Source organism: Cellulophaga sp. L1A9 (assembly GCF_009797025.1).
Lineage (GTDB): Bacteria > Bacteroidota > Bacteroidia > Flavobacteriales > Flavobacteriaceae > Cellulophaga.
Map to the genome: position 1 here is coordinate 4,036,427 of NZ_CP047027.1, position 16,879 is coordinate 4,053,305.

General features: G+C 32.8%; 16 protein-coding genes. 6 read left to right on the forward strand and 10 right to left on the reverse strand.

The window, feature by feature from the left end; genetic code table 11:
* Nucleotides 1-49 precede the first annotated feature (49 nt).
* Together GQR94_RS17755 and uvrA are read right to left on the reverse strand one after the other, a co-directional pair.
* Nucleotides 50-1,309, reverse strand: a complete 1,260-nt coding sequence (locus GQR94_RS17755) for a hypothetical protein (protein WP_158977705.1) — start codon at nucleotides 1,307-1,309, stop codon at nucleotides 50-52.
* 195 nt (nucleotides 1,310-1,504) lie between these two features.
* Nucleotides 1,505-4,282 carry an excinuclease ABC subunit UvrA gene (gene uvrA / locus GQR94_RS17760; RefSeq protein WP_158977708.1) on the reverse strand — a complete coding sequence of 926 codons (2,778 nt, stop codon included), beginning with the start codon at nucleotides 4,280-4,282 and terminating at the stop codon, nucleotides 1,505-1,507.
* A gap of 259 nt (nucleotides 4,283-4,541) precedes the next feature.
* On the opposite strand from uvrA, the gene GQR94_RS17765 reads away from it, so the two are divergent.
* From GQR94_RS17765 to GQR94_RS22505, 3 genes are all read left to right on the forward strand, one after another.
* Nucleotides 4,542-5,123: an RNA polymerase sigma factor gene (locus GQR94_RS17765; protein ID WP_158977711.1), complete on the forward strand. Its 582-nt coding sequence runs from the start codon at nucleotides 4,542-4,544 to the stop codon at nucleotides 5,121-5,123.
* 832 nt (nucleotides 5,124-5,955) lie between these two features.
* Nucleotides 5,956-6,537, forward strand: a complete 582-nt coding sequence (locus GQR94_RS17770; protein WP_158977714.1) for an RNA polymerase sigma factor — start codon at nucleotides 5,956-5,958, stop codon at nucleotides 6,535-6,537.
* Between the two features lie 70 nt (nucleotides 6,538-6,607).
* Nucleotides 6,608-6,754 (forward strand): hypothetical protein, encoded by a 147-nt coding sequence (locus GQR94_RS22505; RefSeq protein WP_199271490.1) that lies wholly within the window; start codon nucleotides 6,608-6,610, stop codon nucleotides 6,752-6,754.
* An 18-nt stretch (nucleotides 6,755-6,772) separates the two neighbouring features.
* Here the strand turns inward: GQR94_RS22505 and nth are convergent, their stop codons facing one another.
* On the reverse strand, nucleotides 6,773-7,435 hold the full coding sequence (nth, locus tag GQR94_RS17775) for an endonuclease III (protein WP_158977716.1): 663 nt from the start codon (nucleotides 7,433-7,435) through the stop codon (nucleotides 6,773-6,775).
* A gap of 104 nt (nucleotides 7,436-7,539) precedes the next feature.
* On the opposite strand from nth, the gene bcp reads away from it, so the two are divergent.
* Nucleotides 7,540-7,992, forward strand: coding sequence for a thioredoxin-dependent thiol peroxidase (bcp, locus tag GQR94_RS17780; RefSeq protein WP_158977718.1), 453 nt, complete (start codon nucleotides 7,540-7,542; stop codon nucleotides 7,990-7,992).
* Nucleotides 7,993-8,034: 42 nt separating this feature from the next.
* On the opposite strand, the gene GQR94_RS17785 is transcribed toward bcp, so the two are convergent.
* Nucleotides 8,035-9,498, reverse strand: coding sequence for a TonB-dependent receptor (locus GQR94_RS17785; RefSeq protein ID WP_158977721.1), 1,464 nt, complete (start codon nucleotides 9,496-9,498; stop codon nucleotides 8,035-8,037).
* Nucleotides 9,499-9,584: 86 nt separating this feature from the next.
* Between GQR94_RS17785 and GQR94_RS17790 the strand changes: the two genes are divergently transcribed.
* Together GQR94_RS17790 and GQR94_RS17795 are read left to right on the forward strand one after the other, a co-directional pair.
* A complete protein-coding gene (locus tag GQR94_RS17790) occupies nucleotides 9,585-10,349 on the forward strand; it encodes an MBL fold metallo-hydrolase (protein WP_158977724.1) in 765 nt (254 codons plus the stop codon).
* A gap of 16 nt (nucleotides 10,350-10,365) precedes the next feature.
* A complete protein-coding gene (locus GQR94_RS17795) occupies nucleotides 10,366-10,863 on the forward strand; it encodes a hydrolase (protein ID WP_158977727.1) in 498 nt (165 codons plus the stop codon).
* A 44-nt stretch (nucleotides 10,864-10,907) separates the two neighbouring features.
* Here GQR94_RS17795 and GQR94_RS17800 read toward each other — a convergent pair.
* From GQR94_RS17800 to GQR94_RS17825, 6 genes are all read right to left on the reverse strand, one after another.
* Nucleotides 10,908-12,136 (reverse strand): IS3 family transposase gene (locus GQR94_RS17800; RefSeq protein WP_370458250.1). Its coding sequence is split into 2 segments (ribosomal slippage): nucleotides 10,908-11,782 and nucleotides 11,782-12,136, totalling 1,230 coding nucleotides; the frame shifts between segments, so codons are not numbered across the junction.
* Nucleotides 12,137-12,227: 91 nt separating this feature from the next.
* Nucleotides 12,228-12,881: an alpha/beta hydrolase gene (locus GQR94_RS17805; RefSeq protein WP_158977730.1), complete on the reverse strand. Its 654-nt coding sequence runs from the start codon at nucleotides 12,879-12,881 to the stop codon at nucleotides 12,228-12,230.
* 24 nt (nucleotides 12,882-12,905) lie between these two features.
* Complete coding sequence (locus tag GQR94_RS17810) at nucleotides 12,906-13,235, reverse strand: hypothetical protein (protein ID WP_158977733.1); 330 nt, start codon at nucleotides 13,233-13,235, stop codon at nucleotides 12,906-12,908.
* Between the two features lie 88 nt (nucleotides 13,236-13,323).
* On the reverse strand, nucleotides 13,324-13,644 hold the full coding sequence (locus tag GQR94_RS17815) for a DUF4870 domain-containing protein (protein ID WP_158977736.1): 321 nt from the start codon (nucleotides 13,642-13,644) through the stop codon (nucleotides 13,324-13,326).
* A gap of 49 nt (nucleotides 13,645-13,693) precedes the next feature.
* Nucleotides 13,694-14,947, reverse strand: coding sequence for a dihydroorotase family protein (locus GQR94_RS17820; RefSeq protein ID WP_158977739.1), 1,254 nt, complete (start codon nucleotides 14,945-14,947; stop codon nucleotides 13,694-13,696).
* Nucleotides 14,944-16,863, reverse strand: coding sequence for a BatA domain-containing protein (locus tag GQR94_RS17825; RefSeq protein WP_158977742.1), 1,920 nt, complete (start codon nucleotides 16,861-16,863; stop codon nucleotides 14,944-14,946). The genes GQR94_RS17820 and GQR94_RS17825 overlap by 4 nt, the downstream gene beginning before the upstream one ends.
* Nucleotides 16,864-16,879: the final 16 nt, after the last annotated feature.

A 16,879-nucleotide genomic window follows, 5' to 3' on the forward strand; every position in this document is an offset into this window, starting at 1 on the left:
TGAACTAATTCACTACGGGGTTAACAACTAACCAACCTAAAAACTGTTTTTAATTTCTTGATCTAGTACTTCTAGTAGAAGTACTAGTTGATTTTGAACTTCTAGAAGGCGTACTACTCGCCTTTCTAGTAGAAGTACTTCTTGTACTTACAGTTTTTTGTCTTGTAGGAGCACTTTTAGTTACTCTTGAAGAAGAAGAACTTCTAGTACTTGTTCCACTATTTCTAGAAGAAGTATTTGCTTTTTGAGTTCTAGTAGAGGTATTAGAAGGTCTTTTATATGTAGTACTTCTATTAACCGTTGTAGAACGTGGGCTTTTTGTTGCACTTACCGTTCTATTCGTAGTGCTTTTAGTGTTATTTCCTCTATCATTTCTGATCGTATTATTACTTTTTCTAGTGCTTGTATTAGATCTAGATGCTACAGTTCTATTAGTACTTCTTGTCGCAGGACTTCTATAATCAGCTCTTGTATTTGCTTTTCTAGTAGTTGTACTGGTTCTGCTCGTTACACCTCTTGTATTACTTCTTGTCGCAGGAGTTCTATAATTAGATCTAGTCGTTCCTTTAGATGATCTTGGTGAAGTATAACTTTTAGAATGTGTAGTTCTTTGCGCTACTCTTCTATCATTTTTATATACTCTAGCTCTTTCGTTACGTACTTTATTGTATCTATGCTCTCTACCTACTACTGCGTAAGTTCTACGAGTATTGTAACGGTAAGGGTTGTAATACGTATATCTTACTGGGCTATAATATCTTCTGTATGGGTTTATGTTTACTAAAGAAAATCCGATAGCAGGTCTTGCAAAATAACTATGAAAAGGACGGTATACATATGATCTATTGTACACATTGATAAACCCTCTGTTGTGACTAAAATATCCTCTGTTGTCATAAAAAACATACATTCCACCTAAACGAGATACTCTATTATTGTTGTAGTTGATTTCAACCCCACCAATTTCAGTTACACGTCCGTAATAATCATAATATACAGGTACATTTTCAACTTGAATTATAGCACCGTAGTCATCATATTGAACATATGGATTATAGTCATAACCAGAATTAAAAGTGATGTTGGTACGACCGATATTTACATTAGCATTTACACCAGCTCTTTCATCGATATAAAAATCGAACTCACCATCAGGGTAAACTGAAAACGTAATGCCATTTTCAACAAATATGAAAGAGTTAGTATTTGTATAAGCATTGCGAGGTGCAACCTTATCTTCTGTGTTAACAGCTAAAACACTTGAGGTGCTTAAAACTAAAGCTGATAAAAGGAGTATTAAATTTCTCATGATATAAGGTTTTAATAATTTATGAAAGCAACTATTTGCGTTCGGTTAGTACAATACAAACAGCGTGCCAAAGTCGGATTTACACTGATTATCAGTTGTTTATGATGCGGTAGGAATGTGCTAATTGGCAATAAATAAAAAAAGCGATGCTAAATTAATAACATCGCCTTCTTATAATTTTAGAAAAAGAACTACTTATAGCTTCTCTTTGAGGTATTTTGCGGTATAGGATACTTTATTCTTTGCAATTTCTTCAGGGGTACCCGCAGCAATTAGTGCTCCTCCTTTACTACCACCTTCCAATCCTAGGTCTATTATATAGTCGGCACACTTGATTAAATCAATATTATGCTCAATAACCACAATAGAATGTCCTTTATCAATTAAGGCATTAAACGATTTTAATAATTTCTTGATATCATGAAAATGTAAACCTGTTGTAGGTTCATCAAAAATAAAGAGTGCTTTTTCTTTGGTAGTTCCTTTAACTAAGAAAGAAGCTAATTTAATTCGTTGTGCTTCTCCACCAGATAGGGTAGAAGAGGATTGCCCTAAAGTAACATAGCCTAAACCAACATCTTGTAAGGGTTTTAGTTTTCTATAGATTTTTGTTTGTTGATGTTTTTCAAAGAATGCAAGTGCATCATCAATGGTCATATTTAATAAATCATCAATATTAGCCTCTTCAAATTTTACTTCTAGAACTTCTTTCTTAAAGCGTTTTCCTTTGCAGGTTTCACATTCTAAATGAACATCAGCCATGAACTGCATCTCTACCGTAATTTCTCCTTCGCCTTTACATTTCTCACAACGACCGCCATCTACATTAAATGAAAAATGTTTTGTTTGGTAGTTTCTAAGTTTGCTTAGTTTTTGGGCAGCATAAAGTGCACGAATATCATCATACGCCTTTATATAAGTTACCGGGTTAGAGCGAGAAGACCTACCAATAGGGTTCTGATCTACAAACTCAACATGTTTTATTTCACTGTATTTTCCTTTAACACCAGTAAACTGACCGGCTTTTTCTCCGTAGCCGCCAATTTCTTTTAATATAATAGGATATAATATCTTTTTAATCAATGTGCTTTTTCCACTACCAGATACTCCTGTAATTACGGTAAGCATATTTAAAGGAAAAGTAACATCTATATTTTTCAGGTTGTTTTCCCGTGCTCCTAGTATTTCAATATAGTTTTTTGAGGTTCTTCTTTTTTTAGGAACCTCTATTTCTAAAGTACCATTTAAATACCCTGCAGTAAGTGAAGATGAATTTAGGATATCTTCCATGGTACCATGGGCAACGACATGACCACCCTGCGTACCTGCTTCAGGACCTATATCAATAATTTCATCAGCGGCTTTCATGATATCTTCATCATGCTCTACGACAATCACTGTATTTCCCAAATCTCGAAGTGATTTTAGTACCTCAATTAAATTTTCAGTATCCTTAGGGTGTAGTCCAATACTAGGTTCGTCTAAAATATACATAGACCCGACCAAGCTACTTCCTAAAGAGGTTGCTAAATTAATTCGTTGGCTCTCTCCACCAGATAGGGTGTTAGATTTTCGATTTAAGGTTAAATAGGTAAGTCCTACCTTATATAAGAAGCCTAACCTACTTTTAATTTCAATTAATAAACGAGAAGCAATTTTCTTATCGGTTTCGTTTAAGCTAATCGTTTCAAAAAAAGCAATTAAATCTTCAATGGGCTGTTCTACTAAATCAGAAATAGATTTTCCGTCTACCTTAACATAGTCCGTTTCTTTTCGTAATCGTTTTCCTTTACAAGTGGTACATCTTGTTTTACCGCGATAGCGCGACAACATAACGCGATTCTGGATTTTATAACTCTTTTCCTCTAGCGCTGAAAAGAAATCACTGATTCCGGTAAAGTATTCATTACCGTCCCAAACCAGTTGTTTTTGTTCGTCTGTAAGTTGAAACCAAGGTTTGTGTATTGGAAAATCGAATTTATAAGCGCTATTCACTAATTGATCACGATACCATCCCATACTATCTCCTCGCCACGGGAATACTCCATTTTCATAAACAGATAAAGCAGTGTTAGGTACCACTAAATCTTCATCTATACCAATGACATCTCCGTAACCTTCGCAAGTTGGGCATGCACCATAGGGATTGTTGAAGCTAAATAAGTGTACATTAGGTTCTAAGAACTTCATGCCATCTAATTCAAACTTATTACTAAAAGGGGTTTGTTCGCCAGTTGTTAAGCTCTCAATAATACAATCTCCTTTGCCTTCAAAAAAAGCAGTATCAACAGCATTTGCTAATCGATTTAAGAAATCTTCATCATCTTTCGTTATAATACGGTCTACAACTAGGCTAAACTCTTTATCAATTTCTGTAATCGTATCATCAATACGAATTACTTCTCCCTTATATTTAATACGTGCATAACCTTGTTGTGAAAAAATCTGTAAAGATTTAAGAGCATCTCTATCTTCTCTTATGGTGATAGGTGCTAATAAAAGGAGCTTTGTTCCTTCGGGAAAGGTTTTTACAAAATTAATAACATCTGTTACGGTATGTTTTTTTACTTCATTACCAGAAATAGGGGAGATGGTTCTTCCAATTCTCGCATATACTAGTTTTAAGTAGTCATAAATTTCTGTGGTAGTCCCAACGGTTGAACGTGGGTTTGTAGAGTTTACTTTTTGCTCAATAGCAATTGCGGGAGCTATACCTTTTATATAGTCTACTTTGGGTTTGTCTAATTTTCCTAAAAACTGACGGGCATAAGAAGAAAGACTTTCTACGTACCTACGTTGCCCTTCTGCATATAAGGTGTCAAAAGCTAAGCTAGATTTTCCTGAACCAGACAAACCAGTAACTACAACGAGCTTATTTCTAGGGATAACAACATCTATATTTTTAAGATTGTGCAACTTGGCACCTTTGATAATTATATTTTCTTTAGGATTTACATCTAAAATGCTATTCATACATGTATTTATAAAGCACAAAGATACAATATGAGCACTTCAATACCCACAATACACGTTTTAACATCGGAAATATTGCATGTCACAACAATTTTTTTTTAAAAGTGAACTGTTCCTATATATTTGACATGTAATTAATAATCAACAGCTCACAAAGCAAAATTATTCTTTATACATTTTTACACAGTATTGCACATAAAAAGTTCACATCCGTAAGAAGAAGTGACTCCCTAAGTTTAACCAAAAAAAAGTAATTTGTATGGAACTACAGATTGAAGATTCAGTTTTAGTAAAAAGTTATATCAACGGAGAAGAAAAAGCTCTAGAGATTTTAATTAACCGCCACAACCAAAGAATTTCTAGTTTTATTTATTCTAAAGTATTGGATAGAGATATTACAGAAGATATCTTTCAAGATACTTTTATTAAAGTAATTAAAACACTTAGAAAAGGATCTTATAGTGAAGAAGGTAAATTTTTACCTTGGGTAATGCGTATTGCACATAACCTTGTTATAGATCATTTTAGAAAAAACAAAAGAATGCCAATGTTTGAAGGCAGCGATGATTTTAATATCTTTTCTGTAATTGGTGATGATCAATTGAATGTTGAAAAGCAGTTAATTAAAGATCAGATTGACAATGACTTAAATCTTTTAATAGAGGAATTGCCAGAGGATCAAAAAGAAGTTTTGATGATGCGTATCTATAAGGATATGAGTTTCAAAGAAATATCTGAGAATACAGGTGTCAGTATCAATACGGCTTTAGGTAGAATGCGATATGCTTTAATTAACCTTAGAAAGGTAATTGAAAAGAATAATATTGTCTTAACCAATTAATTTAGGTTGGACCTAACCAAACAATAATTCCGTTTTAGTAGCGTTATCTTATCATAACAATACTGTAAAAATGGGAAAAATATATTCTAATGATCAAAATGTCAGCAGGCCTAGAAAAGCTTGCCCGGCAACTGTAGAGTTCCTTATTAATTATTCAAAATCATTACATATTATTACTTATAATACTATTAAGTTTGAAAATAATTTAAATTAAAAAGAGCCGCAATTAGCGGCTCTTTTTAATTTAAAACAATCTTCTATTAGGAATTCTCTGCATATAGGTTTTAAATGCTACGCACAATACCTGAGCATTGCTTCTTGCCCATTAATGAACACCAATTATTTAAGTCAGAATTATTTTTGAAGGTATATTATGTAGCTTCATTACCTAGATATTTTTTTCATTTGTATATTTTTAAGAAAATATTAGATAATGGTCTAAAGTGATGAAATCGCTTATGGTAAGTTCTAATCATCATAAAATCATTATATTAGCTGTTTGGGAGGTATGAGAGCAGTGATAAATTATTTAAATAATTATATTTATTTTAAGAATTACATCTAAAGCACTCATTATACTCGTATCTATAACGCAGAATACTAAAATATGAGCACTTCAATACCTACAATACACGTTTTAACATCGAAAATATTGCATATCACAACAAACTTTTTTTAAAAGTGACCTTTTTCTCTATATTTGATATGTAATAAAAAACCAGTAGCCTATAAAGCAAAATTACTTTTTTAAAAATTTAAGCACACAAAAAGAAAGTTCATGTCCATAACAGGAGGTGGATCCCTAATGTTAACCAAAAAAAAAGTAATTTGTATGGAACTACAGATTGATGACTCAGTATTAGTAAGAAATTATATCAACGGAGAAGAGAAAGCTCTAGAGGTTTTAATCAACCGCCACAACCAGAGAATTTCTAGCTTTATTTATTCTAAAGTATTAGATAGAGATATTACAGAAGATATCTTTCAAGATACTTTTATTAAAGTCATTAAAACGCTTAGAAAAGGATCTTATAGTGAAGAAGGTAAATTTTTACCTTGGGTAATGCGAATTGCACATAACCTAGTTATAGATCATTTTAGAAAAAACAAAAGAATGCCAATGTTTGAAGGCAGTGATGATTTTAATATCTTTTCTGTAATTGGTGATGATCAATTGAATGTTGAAAAGCAGTTGATTAAAGACCAGATTGACAGTGACTTAAATCTTTTAATAGAGGAATTGCCAGAGGATCAAAAAGAAGTTTTGATGATGCGTATCTATAAGGATATGAGTTTCAAAGAAATATCTGAGAATACAGGTGTTAGTATTAATACGGCTTTAGGTAGAATGCGATATGCTTTAATTAACCTTAGAAAGGTAATTGAAAAGAACAATATCGTTTTAACGAATTAATTGGCAATACACCGAACCAAACAATAATTCCGTTTTAGTAGCGTTATCTTAACATAACAATACTGAAAATATGGAAAAAATTTACTCTGAGAATCAAAATACGTGCGAGCTTGCAAAAGCTTGTCCAGAAACTATACAGTTCCTGATGAGTTATTCCAAATCTTTAGATATTATTACGTATAAAAATAATATTCAGTTCGAGAATAACTTAAACTAAAACTAAAAAAAGCCGCAATTAGCGGCTTTTTTTAGTTTTATAATAGGCCTCTAACACTGTTTTTCTGCCTATAGTTTTAGTAATAATATCCTCTTCCAAATTCCAGCCTCTTGCAGGCGAATATTCACGTCCGTACCATATAATTTGCAGATGTAAATCGTTCCAAATTTCTTTTGGAAATAAACGTTTTGCATCTTTTTCTGTTTGAACTACATTTTTTCCATTGGTAAAGCCCCAGCGATACATTAATCTATGAATATGGGTGTCTACAGGAAATGCAGGAATCCCGAATGCTTGAGAAACGACAACGCTCGCTGTTTTATGACCCACCGCAGGGAATTCTTCTAGCAATTCCAATTCTTGAGGAACAATACCATTATATTTATCAACCAACATTTGTGATAATCCGTGAATCCCTTTTGCCTTCATAGGAGATAGACCAACAGGACGAATAATAGCACGTATTTCTTCAACCGTAAGTTTAATCATATCGTAGGGGTTGTCTGCTTTCGCAAATAACAAAGGGGTAATTTGGTTGACTCTAACATCAGTACATTGTGCAGACATAAGTACTGCAATGAGTAAGGTATAGGGATCTTTATGATCTAGTGGAACAGGTATTGTTGGGTATAATTCTTTGAGTTTCTCAATGGTAAAGTCTATTTTTTCTGATTTTGTCATTAGAATAGGTTATAAATCTATATATAAAAGGAATTGCGAATTACTGGCGCTGAAAATTTGTAATTCGTATTTTTACAAAGAACGAATTTAATTAAAAAAAAGCTATGCAAACTTTAAAAATAGGAGATAAGGTTCCTTCATTTTCTGTGAATGATCAAGATGGGAATATCATAAACCTTTCTGATTACTCGGGTAAAAAATTAATTGTATTTTTTTATCCTAAAGCTAGTACGCCAGGATGTACAGCCGAAGCTTGTAATTTACGGGATAATTATACCGAATTAAAGTCACAAGGATATGAGTTGTTAGGAGTAAGTGCCGATTCAGAAAAAAGACAAGCTAATTTTAAAAATAAATATGAATTCCCTTTTCCTTTGTTAGCAGACGAAGACCATACTGTAATTAATGCTTTTGGGGTTTGGGGTCCTAAAAAATTTATGGGAAAAACGTATGATGGTATTCATCGTATGACTTTTGTAGTAGACGAAAACGGTGTGGTATCAAATGTTATTGAAAAAGTAAAAACTAAAGATCACGCAGCACAATTATTAGCCTAAATAAGAAGCCCTGATTCAATTGAATCAGGGCTTCTTTTACTCCTATACTTCGTTCTCTTTTTCAGCGTCGATTTTTTTTCGCTTAAATAAACTTCTTTTTTTGATTATTTCGGCAATACCTTCAGGCAATACTTCTTCCCAGCCTTCTTCATTATTGATAATTTTCTTTAGAACATCTCTAGAGAAAATATGTAAAATATCAGGATCGTAGTCAATAATATCCATCACTTTACCATTGTATTTAAAGAATTTATATAATTCTTTCATACGCGGGTGTACCTTAACATTATTACTGGTCATGATTTGTCCCGTTTCTTCATTTTTCATTGGGTACAAGTACACCTTTAAATCTTTAAAGAATAATTTACCAAAAGCCTCTAGAATACCACCACTTAAATGACGGTAGTATTTTTCATCGAAAATATCCACGAGGTTATTTACCCCCATGGTTAAACCAATTTTCGCCTTCGTATAATTATTAAAGTATTCTACTAATTTAAAGTACTCTTGAAACTTAGAAATCATTACGGTATGACCAAGAGAACATAAAAGTTCTGCCCTGTCCATAAAATCTTGTTCATCTATCTCTCCTGAAGCTTTTAGGTTAGATAAAGTAATTTCAAAAATTACAATAGTATTTTTTTCTTCAACACTCGTCTCTCTAATAAAAATATCATGAGACTTCTTGAGCATATCCATATTTACCTTAGTCACAGGTCTAAAGCTACCCCGTAAGGCAAGAATGTTTTTCTTATATAAAACAGCAGCGGGTAATAAATTATTCCCGTCAGGACCGAACATTACGGCGTCGGTCATATCATTTTTAATAAGCTGCAAACTCATTAAACGGTTGTCTACATTTTTAAAATTAGGACCAGAGAAATTGATCATATCAACTTCTAACGTATCCTTATCTAAATGGTCGTATAAATATTTAAGAATTTTTCTAGGCTGATCATGCTTGTAAAAAGCACCATAAATAAGATTTACACCCAGAATTCCAAGAGTTTCTTGTTGTAAACGAGCTTCATTTTGTTTAAAACGAACATGAATTATGATCTCATCATATTCTTTTTGAGTAGGATCTAACTGATATCTAATTCCTAGCCATCCGTGACCTTTATATCTTTTAGAGAAATCAATGGTTGCGACAGTATTTGCATAAGAGAAAAATAAACGCTCTGGATGTTTTTTTCGGCTAATACGATCTTCCATGTTCATCATCTCGTGAGTCAACATTTTTTTCAATCGTGATTGCGTAACGTAACGTCCGTCTTCTTCTATGCCATAAATAGCATCACTAAAATCTTTATCATATGCACTCATTGCTTTTGCAATGGTGCCAGAGGCTCCACCAGATCTAAAAAAATGTCCAGACGTTTCTTGGCCAGCACCAATTTCTGAAAATGTTCCGTAAATATCAGGGTTGAGATTTATACGAAGCGTTTTAGATTTTATTGAGGGGATATTTTCAAATGCAGTATCCTTTCTTAAAACAGAAGTCATGTTATTTATTTGTTTGCAACAAAGTTAACAAGATTGGTCAATCTACTAAATAAATATGTTATAAATTTGGATAAAATAGACAATCGGTGACAATTACATTTTTAGGAACTGGAACTTCTCAAGGAATCCCTGTAATAGGGAGTACACATCCGGTTTGTTTGAGTGAGAACCAAAAGGACAAAAGGCTACGGGTATCTGTTTTATTATCTTGGGATGACTTTAATTATGTGATTGATTGCGGACCAGATTTTAGGCAACAAATGCTTAAAAATCCTATCGATCAATTAGATGGTATTCTTTTTACACACGAACATTCTGACCATACCGCGGGTATTGACGATATTAGACCCTTTTTTTTTAAACAAGGAGACATTCCTATTTATGCTCATGAGCGCGTAATAAAAGCTTTGAAAGTGCGGTTTGATTATATTTTTGCCAACGAGAATCGGTATCCCGGTGCTCCGGCAGTAGAAATCAATGAAGTAAAAAAGGGGAATACCTTTAAAATAGGCAATTTAAATGTTGTTCCTATAGATGTTAAGCATAATCGATTACAAGTTTTTGGCTATCGCTTTCAAGATTTTGCATACATCACAGATATTAAGACAATAGAGGAGCAGGAAGTAAAAAAATTAAAAGGAACTAAAGTTCTTGTGGTTAGTGTTTTACGTATAGAACCACACCATTCTCATTTTAATTTAGCGGAAGCGCTTGAGTTTATAGCCAAAGTTAACCCTGAAAAGGCTTATTTAACCCATGTAAGTCATCTTTTAGGTTTTCATGATGAAGTGCAAAAATCATTACCCAAAAATGTATATTTGGCCTACGATAATCTAAAAATCACCCTTTAACTAAAAAATCAACCAAATGAAAAGTAGAATTTTCTTATATCTATTTCTTTTTACAACATTAATAGCCCTATACCTTTTTGTGAGTAGTGGTAACATGAGCAAAGAAAAAGATGCAAGGATCGATAGTTTAGCTACCGAAACGGTACAACTCAAAGACTCAATTAGAGAGTTGCATTTGAAATTTCTAGAAATGGAATATTTTTCTTTAGAAAATAATGATGATGCTTATGCATATTATGAACATTTAAATTTAAAAAATCCAACGGGGTATATTACAGATAAACTATTAGAAACTAACGAGAGTAAAGGAGATAACCCATTAGTGCCTTATGAAGGTATGGAAGGAGATTTTAAGATTAATAAAATAAAAGTATTAAACCATAAATGGATTGTAGCCGATTTTTCTGATGGTCAATATTGGGGAGATCTAATTATAAAATATGAATTAAAAGATGATTTAGGAGTAGATTTTTCACTGCTAGACCATTTACTTTACGCTAGAAGTAATGAGTAATTGAGTCGTCCTAAAATAGGTTGACAGTTTTTAAATAATTAATATTAAACCAGAGAAGCTAGCTTCTCTGGTTTTTTGTTGTGTATAAAGTTAGGTGTTTTATATTTTAGACTCAAGTGTGGTCTTTTGTTATTATACGTTCTTATTGATTCTGCTACGAGCTTTTTCAACTCTTTGCCACTGTTACATTTATAGATTAAGAATTCCCCTTTCAATATGCCGTTCATTCGTTCTGCCAATGCATTTTGGTAGCAATCATACCCATCTGTCATTGATGCGGTCATATTACTTAGCTGTAGTTCTTTTTGGTATATGGCCGAGCAATACTGCAATCCTCTATCGGAATGATGAATTATATCTTTGTTCGTTAATCTATTGTTGTTCGCCATTTTTACTGCCTTTACCACATTCTCGGCACTCATATCGTCACTAAGATGATACCCCATTATTTTTCTACTATAGGCATCGGTCACCAAGGATAGATAATGTGTACGCTCCCTACTTTTAATGTATGTAATATCACTGACGAAGTATTCCTCTGGTCTAGAAACTTTGATTTCTTTCATCAGATTAGGATGTTTTCTAAGCCAATGGTTAGAGTTTGTTGTCTTGGTGTAATTCTTCCTTGGCTTTATAAGCATTGATTCTGAGCGTAAATATCCAAACAGGGCATCTCTTCCTATTTTTAATTTGTGCTTTGCGAATTCATCCTTTAACAAATAATACAACTTTCGTGTACCGAGCCTGGGCATATCCTTACGAAGACCTTCGACCAAGTTCTTTACTTTTACTAACTCTTGATCTCTTTTTATGATACGTTTTTCTGCTTGGTAGACAGCTTGTCTACTTATCCCAAACAATCGACAACAACGAGATAAACTTAATCGTTGTTCTTGTCGGATGCGCTGGATTGAATGGGCAAATGCTTTTTTCTAATAGCAGTACCATACTGTTTATCAGAGATGTCGATCATAGTGTTGAGAATTTTATTCCTCAATTTTTCATCGGAAAGCTCTCTCTCCAAGCGTTTGATTTTCTGTGCAGGTGTTTCTTTTGATTTTGGCATTTGACGGCGTATAGGTTTGCTCCAATCTAATGTACCATGTTTTCTCAGCCAAACCAAAACAGTACTTCTACCTTGAATACCATAAGCCTTCTGCGCCTGCTTATAAGTCATCTCGCCTTTTTCAACCTGATGGACAACACTTAATTTAAAGCCCAGATTATAATCGCGCTGGGTACGCTTGTTTACTGTAATAATTGTACGTTTCATGAATAAGTCGATTTTATGTCAACTTATTTCAGGACGAGACAAATATATTAAAAAAAGCTTCTATAATTTATAGAAGCTTTTTTTATGCTTTTTAGTTTTTAGCTAACCATGTTTTGAAAGAAAAGAAATTCTGAGGAGCTACACCATGACCTACGGGAAATTCTTCATAGGTGTTTTCAACACCTAATTTATCTAAGAATTTAGGAGCCTTTGATGCCCAGTCTACGGGAATAACTTGATCTACCGAGCCATGGGAGGCATATATTTTTAGCGATGAAAAATCATTTTTTTCATAGCCTTCTTTTAGAATGTTTTCATTGATATAGCCACTAAGAGCAATTACACGGCTTATTTTTTCAGGATAGGATAACGCAACAGCATAACTTAATATCGTACCCTGGCTAAAACCTAGTAAGTTTACGTTGTTTGTATTTAATTCATAGGCCTCACAAGCTTCCGTAATAAAGCTAGCAATCTTATCTCTAGATTCAATAGCTTGTACATCATCACTCCATTTTCCTTTTTCTGCATCAAAATTGATAGCATACCATGCATTTCCAGATGGCTGTAAAGGATAAGGAGCGCGCACAGATATTATAAAATATTCTTCTGGTAATTCGGCAGCAAAAGAAAATAAGTCTTCTTCGTTACTCCCATACCCATGGAGCATAAATAGTACAGGTGCGTTCTTATCTATAGAAGATGGACGAATGATATGATATAATGATAATGATTTTGTTTGCATATACGTGGTACTAGATTGTAGAAATTATTTAATAAATGTAAACCATTTTTGATACAAAGGGCCCACAATGGGCATTTCTTGTTTTTTACCTGTTAAAGCTCCAGTAAAACCATAACCCCATAGGATAACATAAAAAATATATAAGCCATAAAAGGCATAAGCTCCACCCCATAAGTTAATGAATATAGCAAAAGCTAAAAAGGTTAAATGTAGACCAAAAGCTTGTCTGGTATGGTATCTTGCAAAATCATGCTGTGGCTCGTTGTTCATACTAACTGCTATAATTGCTCCTACTATCGTAAAATAGGATATGATTGCAATGTTTTTTGCCTCTTTTTCTCGGTTTACTTCCATGCTTCAAATTTACAGCTAGTAAAAGTATTGCGCAAAAAAAAATAGGCTTCTAAATGAAGCCTATTTTTATATTTATGTTGAAATAGAATTATCCTCCAATAGTTCCAATTACTGGAACAGGTTCTGCTTTCAAGTTGTTTGCGTTCATAGCTCCTAAAACAGCTAGAATCCATGGTGCATAACTTAAATAACTTAATGCTCCAATACTTGTAACCAGTATTAAAACATAAACAACTATTGATATAATAAATGATAATATCCAAATACGTACAGCCTGGCCGATATGAAAACTTACAAATTCATTTTTTTTATCGCCTTGGTTTGAAAAATAAGCAATTAGTGTTCCAATTAAGGTAACATAGCTTATTATAGCCATTGTTTTTCCTGCTTCTTTCGTAGTTTGATCCATAATTTTTATTGGTATTTAATGTTTGTTTTTAATACAAACTCAAAAGTACCTATAATAGTATGTTTTTGTCTACTATTATTCCATAAACATTGCCAAGCATCTTTTGTCCTAAAAAAGCACTATTCTTACTTGTGGCATATATATCTTCTTTTGAAAATTCTTTTTCACTGTCAGGATTAAAAAGGGTTAGGTTTGCGATATTACCTTCTGCTAATTTTGGTGTTTCTATGTTATAACGCTCTCTTCCTTTCGTAAGTAGTTGTATGGTAGTTTCTATCTCAAAAATTTGATTTAAAGCACCAAAGGCAGATTCTAAACCAATAGTACCATAAGCAGCATTATCAAACTCTATAATTTTCTCTTCCACATTTAATGGGGTATGGTCTGAAGTTACAAAATCTATAACCCCATCTAACACTCCTTTGATAAGTGTTCTCGTATCCTTTTTAGTACGTAAGGGTGGCATTACTTTGTAATTGGTGTCAAAACCTTCTAAAAGTTCATCAGTGAGTACAAGATTATGGACAGCAACACTACAAGTAACGTCTAAGCCCTTCCTTTTGGCTGCCGCTATAAGTTTAACAGAATTTGCAGCAGACACCGTAGGGATATGTAATTTTCCGCCAGTATATTCTAATATAAATAGATCTCTAGAAATTTGTAATTCTTCTGCTAAAGAAGGGATTCCCTTAAGTCCTAAGCGCGTAGATACCTTTTCTTCATTAACAACACCTTTCCCAGCAATTTGTACGTCTAAAGGAAATGAATAGACTAAAGCGTCAAAACCTTGAGCGTATTGTAAGGCTATTTTTAAAAGGTTAGAGTTTTTAGTCGGATTTTTGAAATCTGAAAATGCAACGGCACCTGCATTCTGCATATCAAATAATTCAGCGAGAACTTCTCCTTCAGACTTTACGGTTAAGGTTCCTAAAGGATGTAATTTTGTCGGATGATTATTCGCTTTATTTTTTAAAAAGACAATATCAGAACTAGAATCGGGGAGGGGGTTTGTATTCGGGTTTAAAACCACATCAGTAAAACCACTTTTTGCAGCAGTAAATAATCCGTTTTCAATGGTTTCACGTTCTTCATGCCCAGGTTCGCCAAAGCTTACACTACTATCAAACCAACCAATAGAGACATGTAAATTCTCTAATTCAATAATTTTTGTTGATTTTTCCGCTTCAATTTTAGGAGCAATTTCAGAAATAATTCCATTCTTAATTAGAATATCTCTTTTTTTTTGGTGATGTTCCTTATTGGTGACATCTATAATTTTGGCGGCTTTTAAAAGTACGTTCATTTAAAATATTTTTGAATACCAATTTCAATCAAAGCAAATAGTAGCGCTAAAATAACAAACCATTTCCAAAGCTCGTTGACGCTATCTTCTTTTTCTAAAGTTTCAAATAAATTTGATATGGATGTTGGTGTATTTATCGCTTTTAATTGATCTAAATCCCAATACGTGAGATCACTCTCTGATCTAGGATAGTTAAAACTTAGATATTTAAAGGTTTTTTCTTTATTCTTTACGGCAAACAATCCATCTTCCAATGGAACTTCATTAAAACGTAGCAGTATTTTATTACTTAAAGATTGTTGCTGAGGAATATACTCATTATTATCATTTACAATTTTTAAAACATCATCCTTAGCCACATGTACAGGTATTGCAACAGAGTTATTTTCACCTATAACATAATATAAGGCTTCTTGCTCTAAACTTTCTGTCCCCATATTGTATAGGGTGGGAACAATTAGAGGTGAATTTTTAAAGTTTGAAAAATCTGATGATAAGGGAGAGGTAAACACATAACTCCCTTTTTTACCAATTAAAAATGCTTCGTTGCTAGCGTAAGAAAGTATTGTAGGTAGATTAGCTTCTAATTGATAATACGATATAACTTCAGGATATTGAAAATTATCAATCTTTTTATCAAACACATTGGAATATAGTGGATGATCAAAATTAATGCTTGTAATTTCCTGAGTATTATTAATTTTTTGATTCAACGTTACACCAAATTTGGTTAACAGTGCATTGTAATTAGTTACTGAGATTTTATTATGTGGGATCACAATCAAAGTTCCTCCGTTCTTATTAAATAATTGTAATGCTTGTATTAGAGCATCAGGGATACGCTCTATTTCATTCAACACAATGGTATTCTGACTCTCAAGTAGACTATAATTTAATTGAGAAATACTATTCTTTTGGAATTCAAATTCTTCAGAAGTATAGATGCGTTCTAAGTACTTAGTTTGCACGCCATAAATCTCTAAGACTTTTATTTTCTCTTGTTTATTTTTGCTAAAATAAAACTGATTGTCATAGCTTAAGCCACTATCTTCTATCTGTATTTTACCTAAAATAGATTCGTTTTCAGGCAATGAAATTGAAACCTCTGCGGTATTAGAATTTTTAAATGCTGCAGATGTTTTAGCTAGTAATTGAGTGTTGTTATATATTGATATCGGTTGATTTTCTAATTTATAAGAGGATGATAATTGAATTTTTAAATTGGTAAGTTCATTTGGTGCTGTAGTGTAAAAAACACTGTCAATGGCTATATTTTCATTTTTGGAAGCTGCTAATTGGATATAGTATTTAGCAATTTCTTTGGAAGAAATTTCGGGAAATTCTTCATTCTTTTTTTGGAAATCACTTATAATTACTAAATTTTTAATACTGTTAGAGGAAGTGCTAAATAGTGATTTAGCTTTTAATTCTATAGCATTTAACGCTAGCTGATTCTGAGAAAAGTTTAGCGATAATAAATCATTTTGAATGGCTCCAATAGTCGTATTAATATAAGTGTCGGTATTGGTAAAGACACTTAATTTTGTGTTCTTAGGGGCCTTTTTTAAAAGGTCTTGCACTGCTACCTCCAATAAAGAAACATTTCCTTTTTTTGCTTGCATGCTAAAAGAATTATCTATATAAATTATTGTTTCTTTATTTTTAAAAGCAGTGGTTTTTGCAAAGTAAGGCTGAGTAAAAGCAATGATAAGCGCCGTAAAAAGTAACATTCTGGTGATGAGAAGGAGCCATTTTTTTAGCGATCTACTTTTCTGAGATTCGGCAACAACTTTTTGAAGCATTTTTACATTGGTAAATGCTGTTTTTTTAAATCGTCGTAATTGTAAAAGGTGGATTAATATAGGAATCAGTAGTAAAAATAAGCCCCAAAGTATTTCTGGATGTTTAAAATGCATTCCTAATAATTGTTTG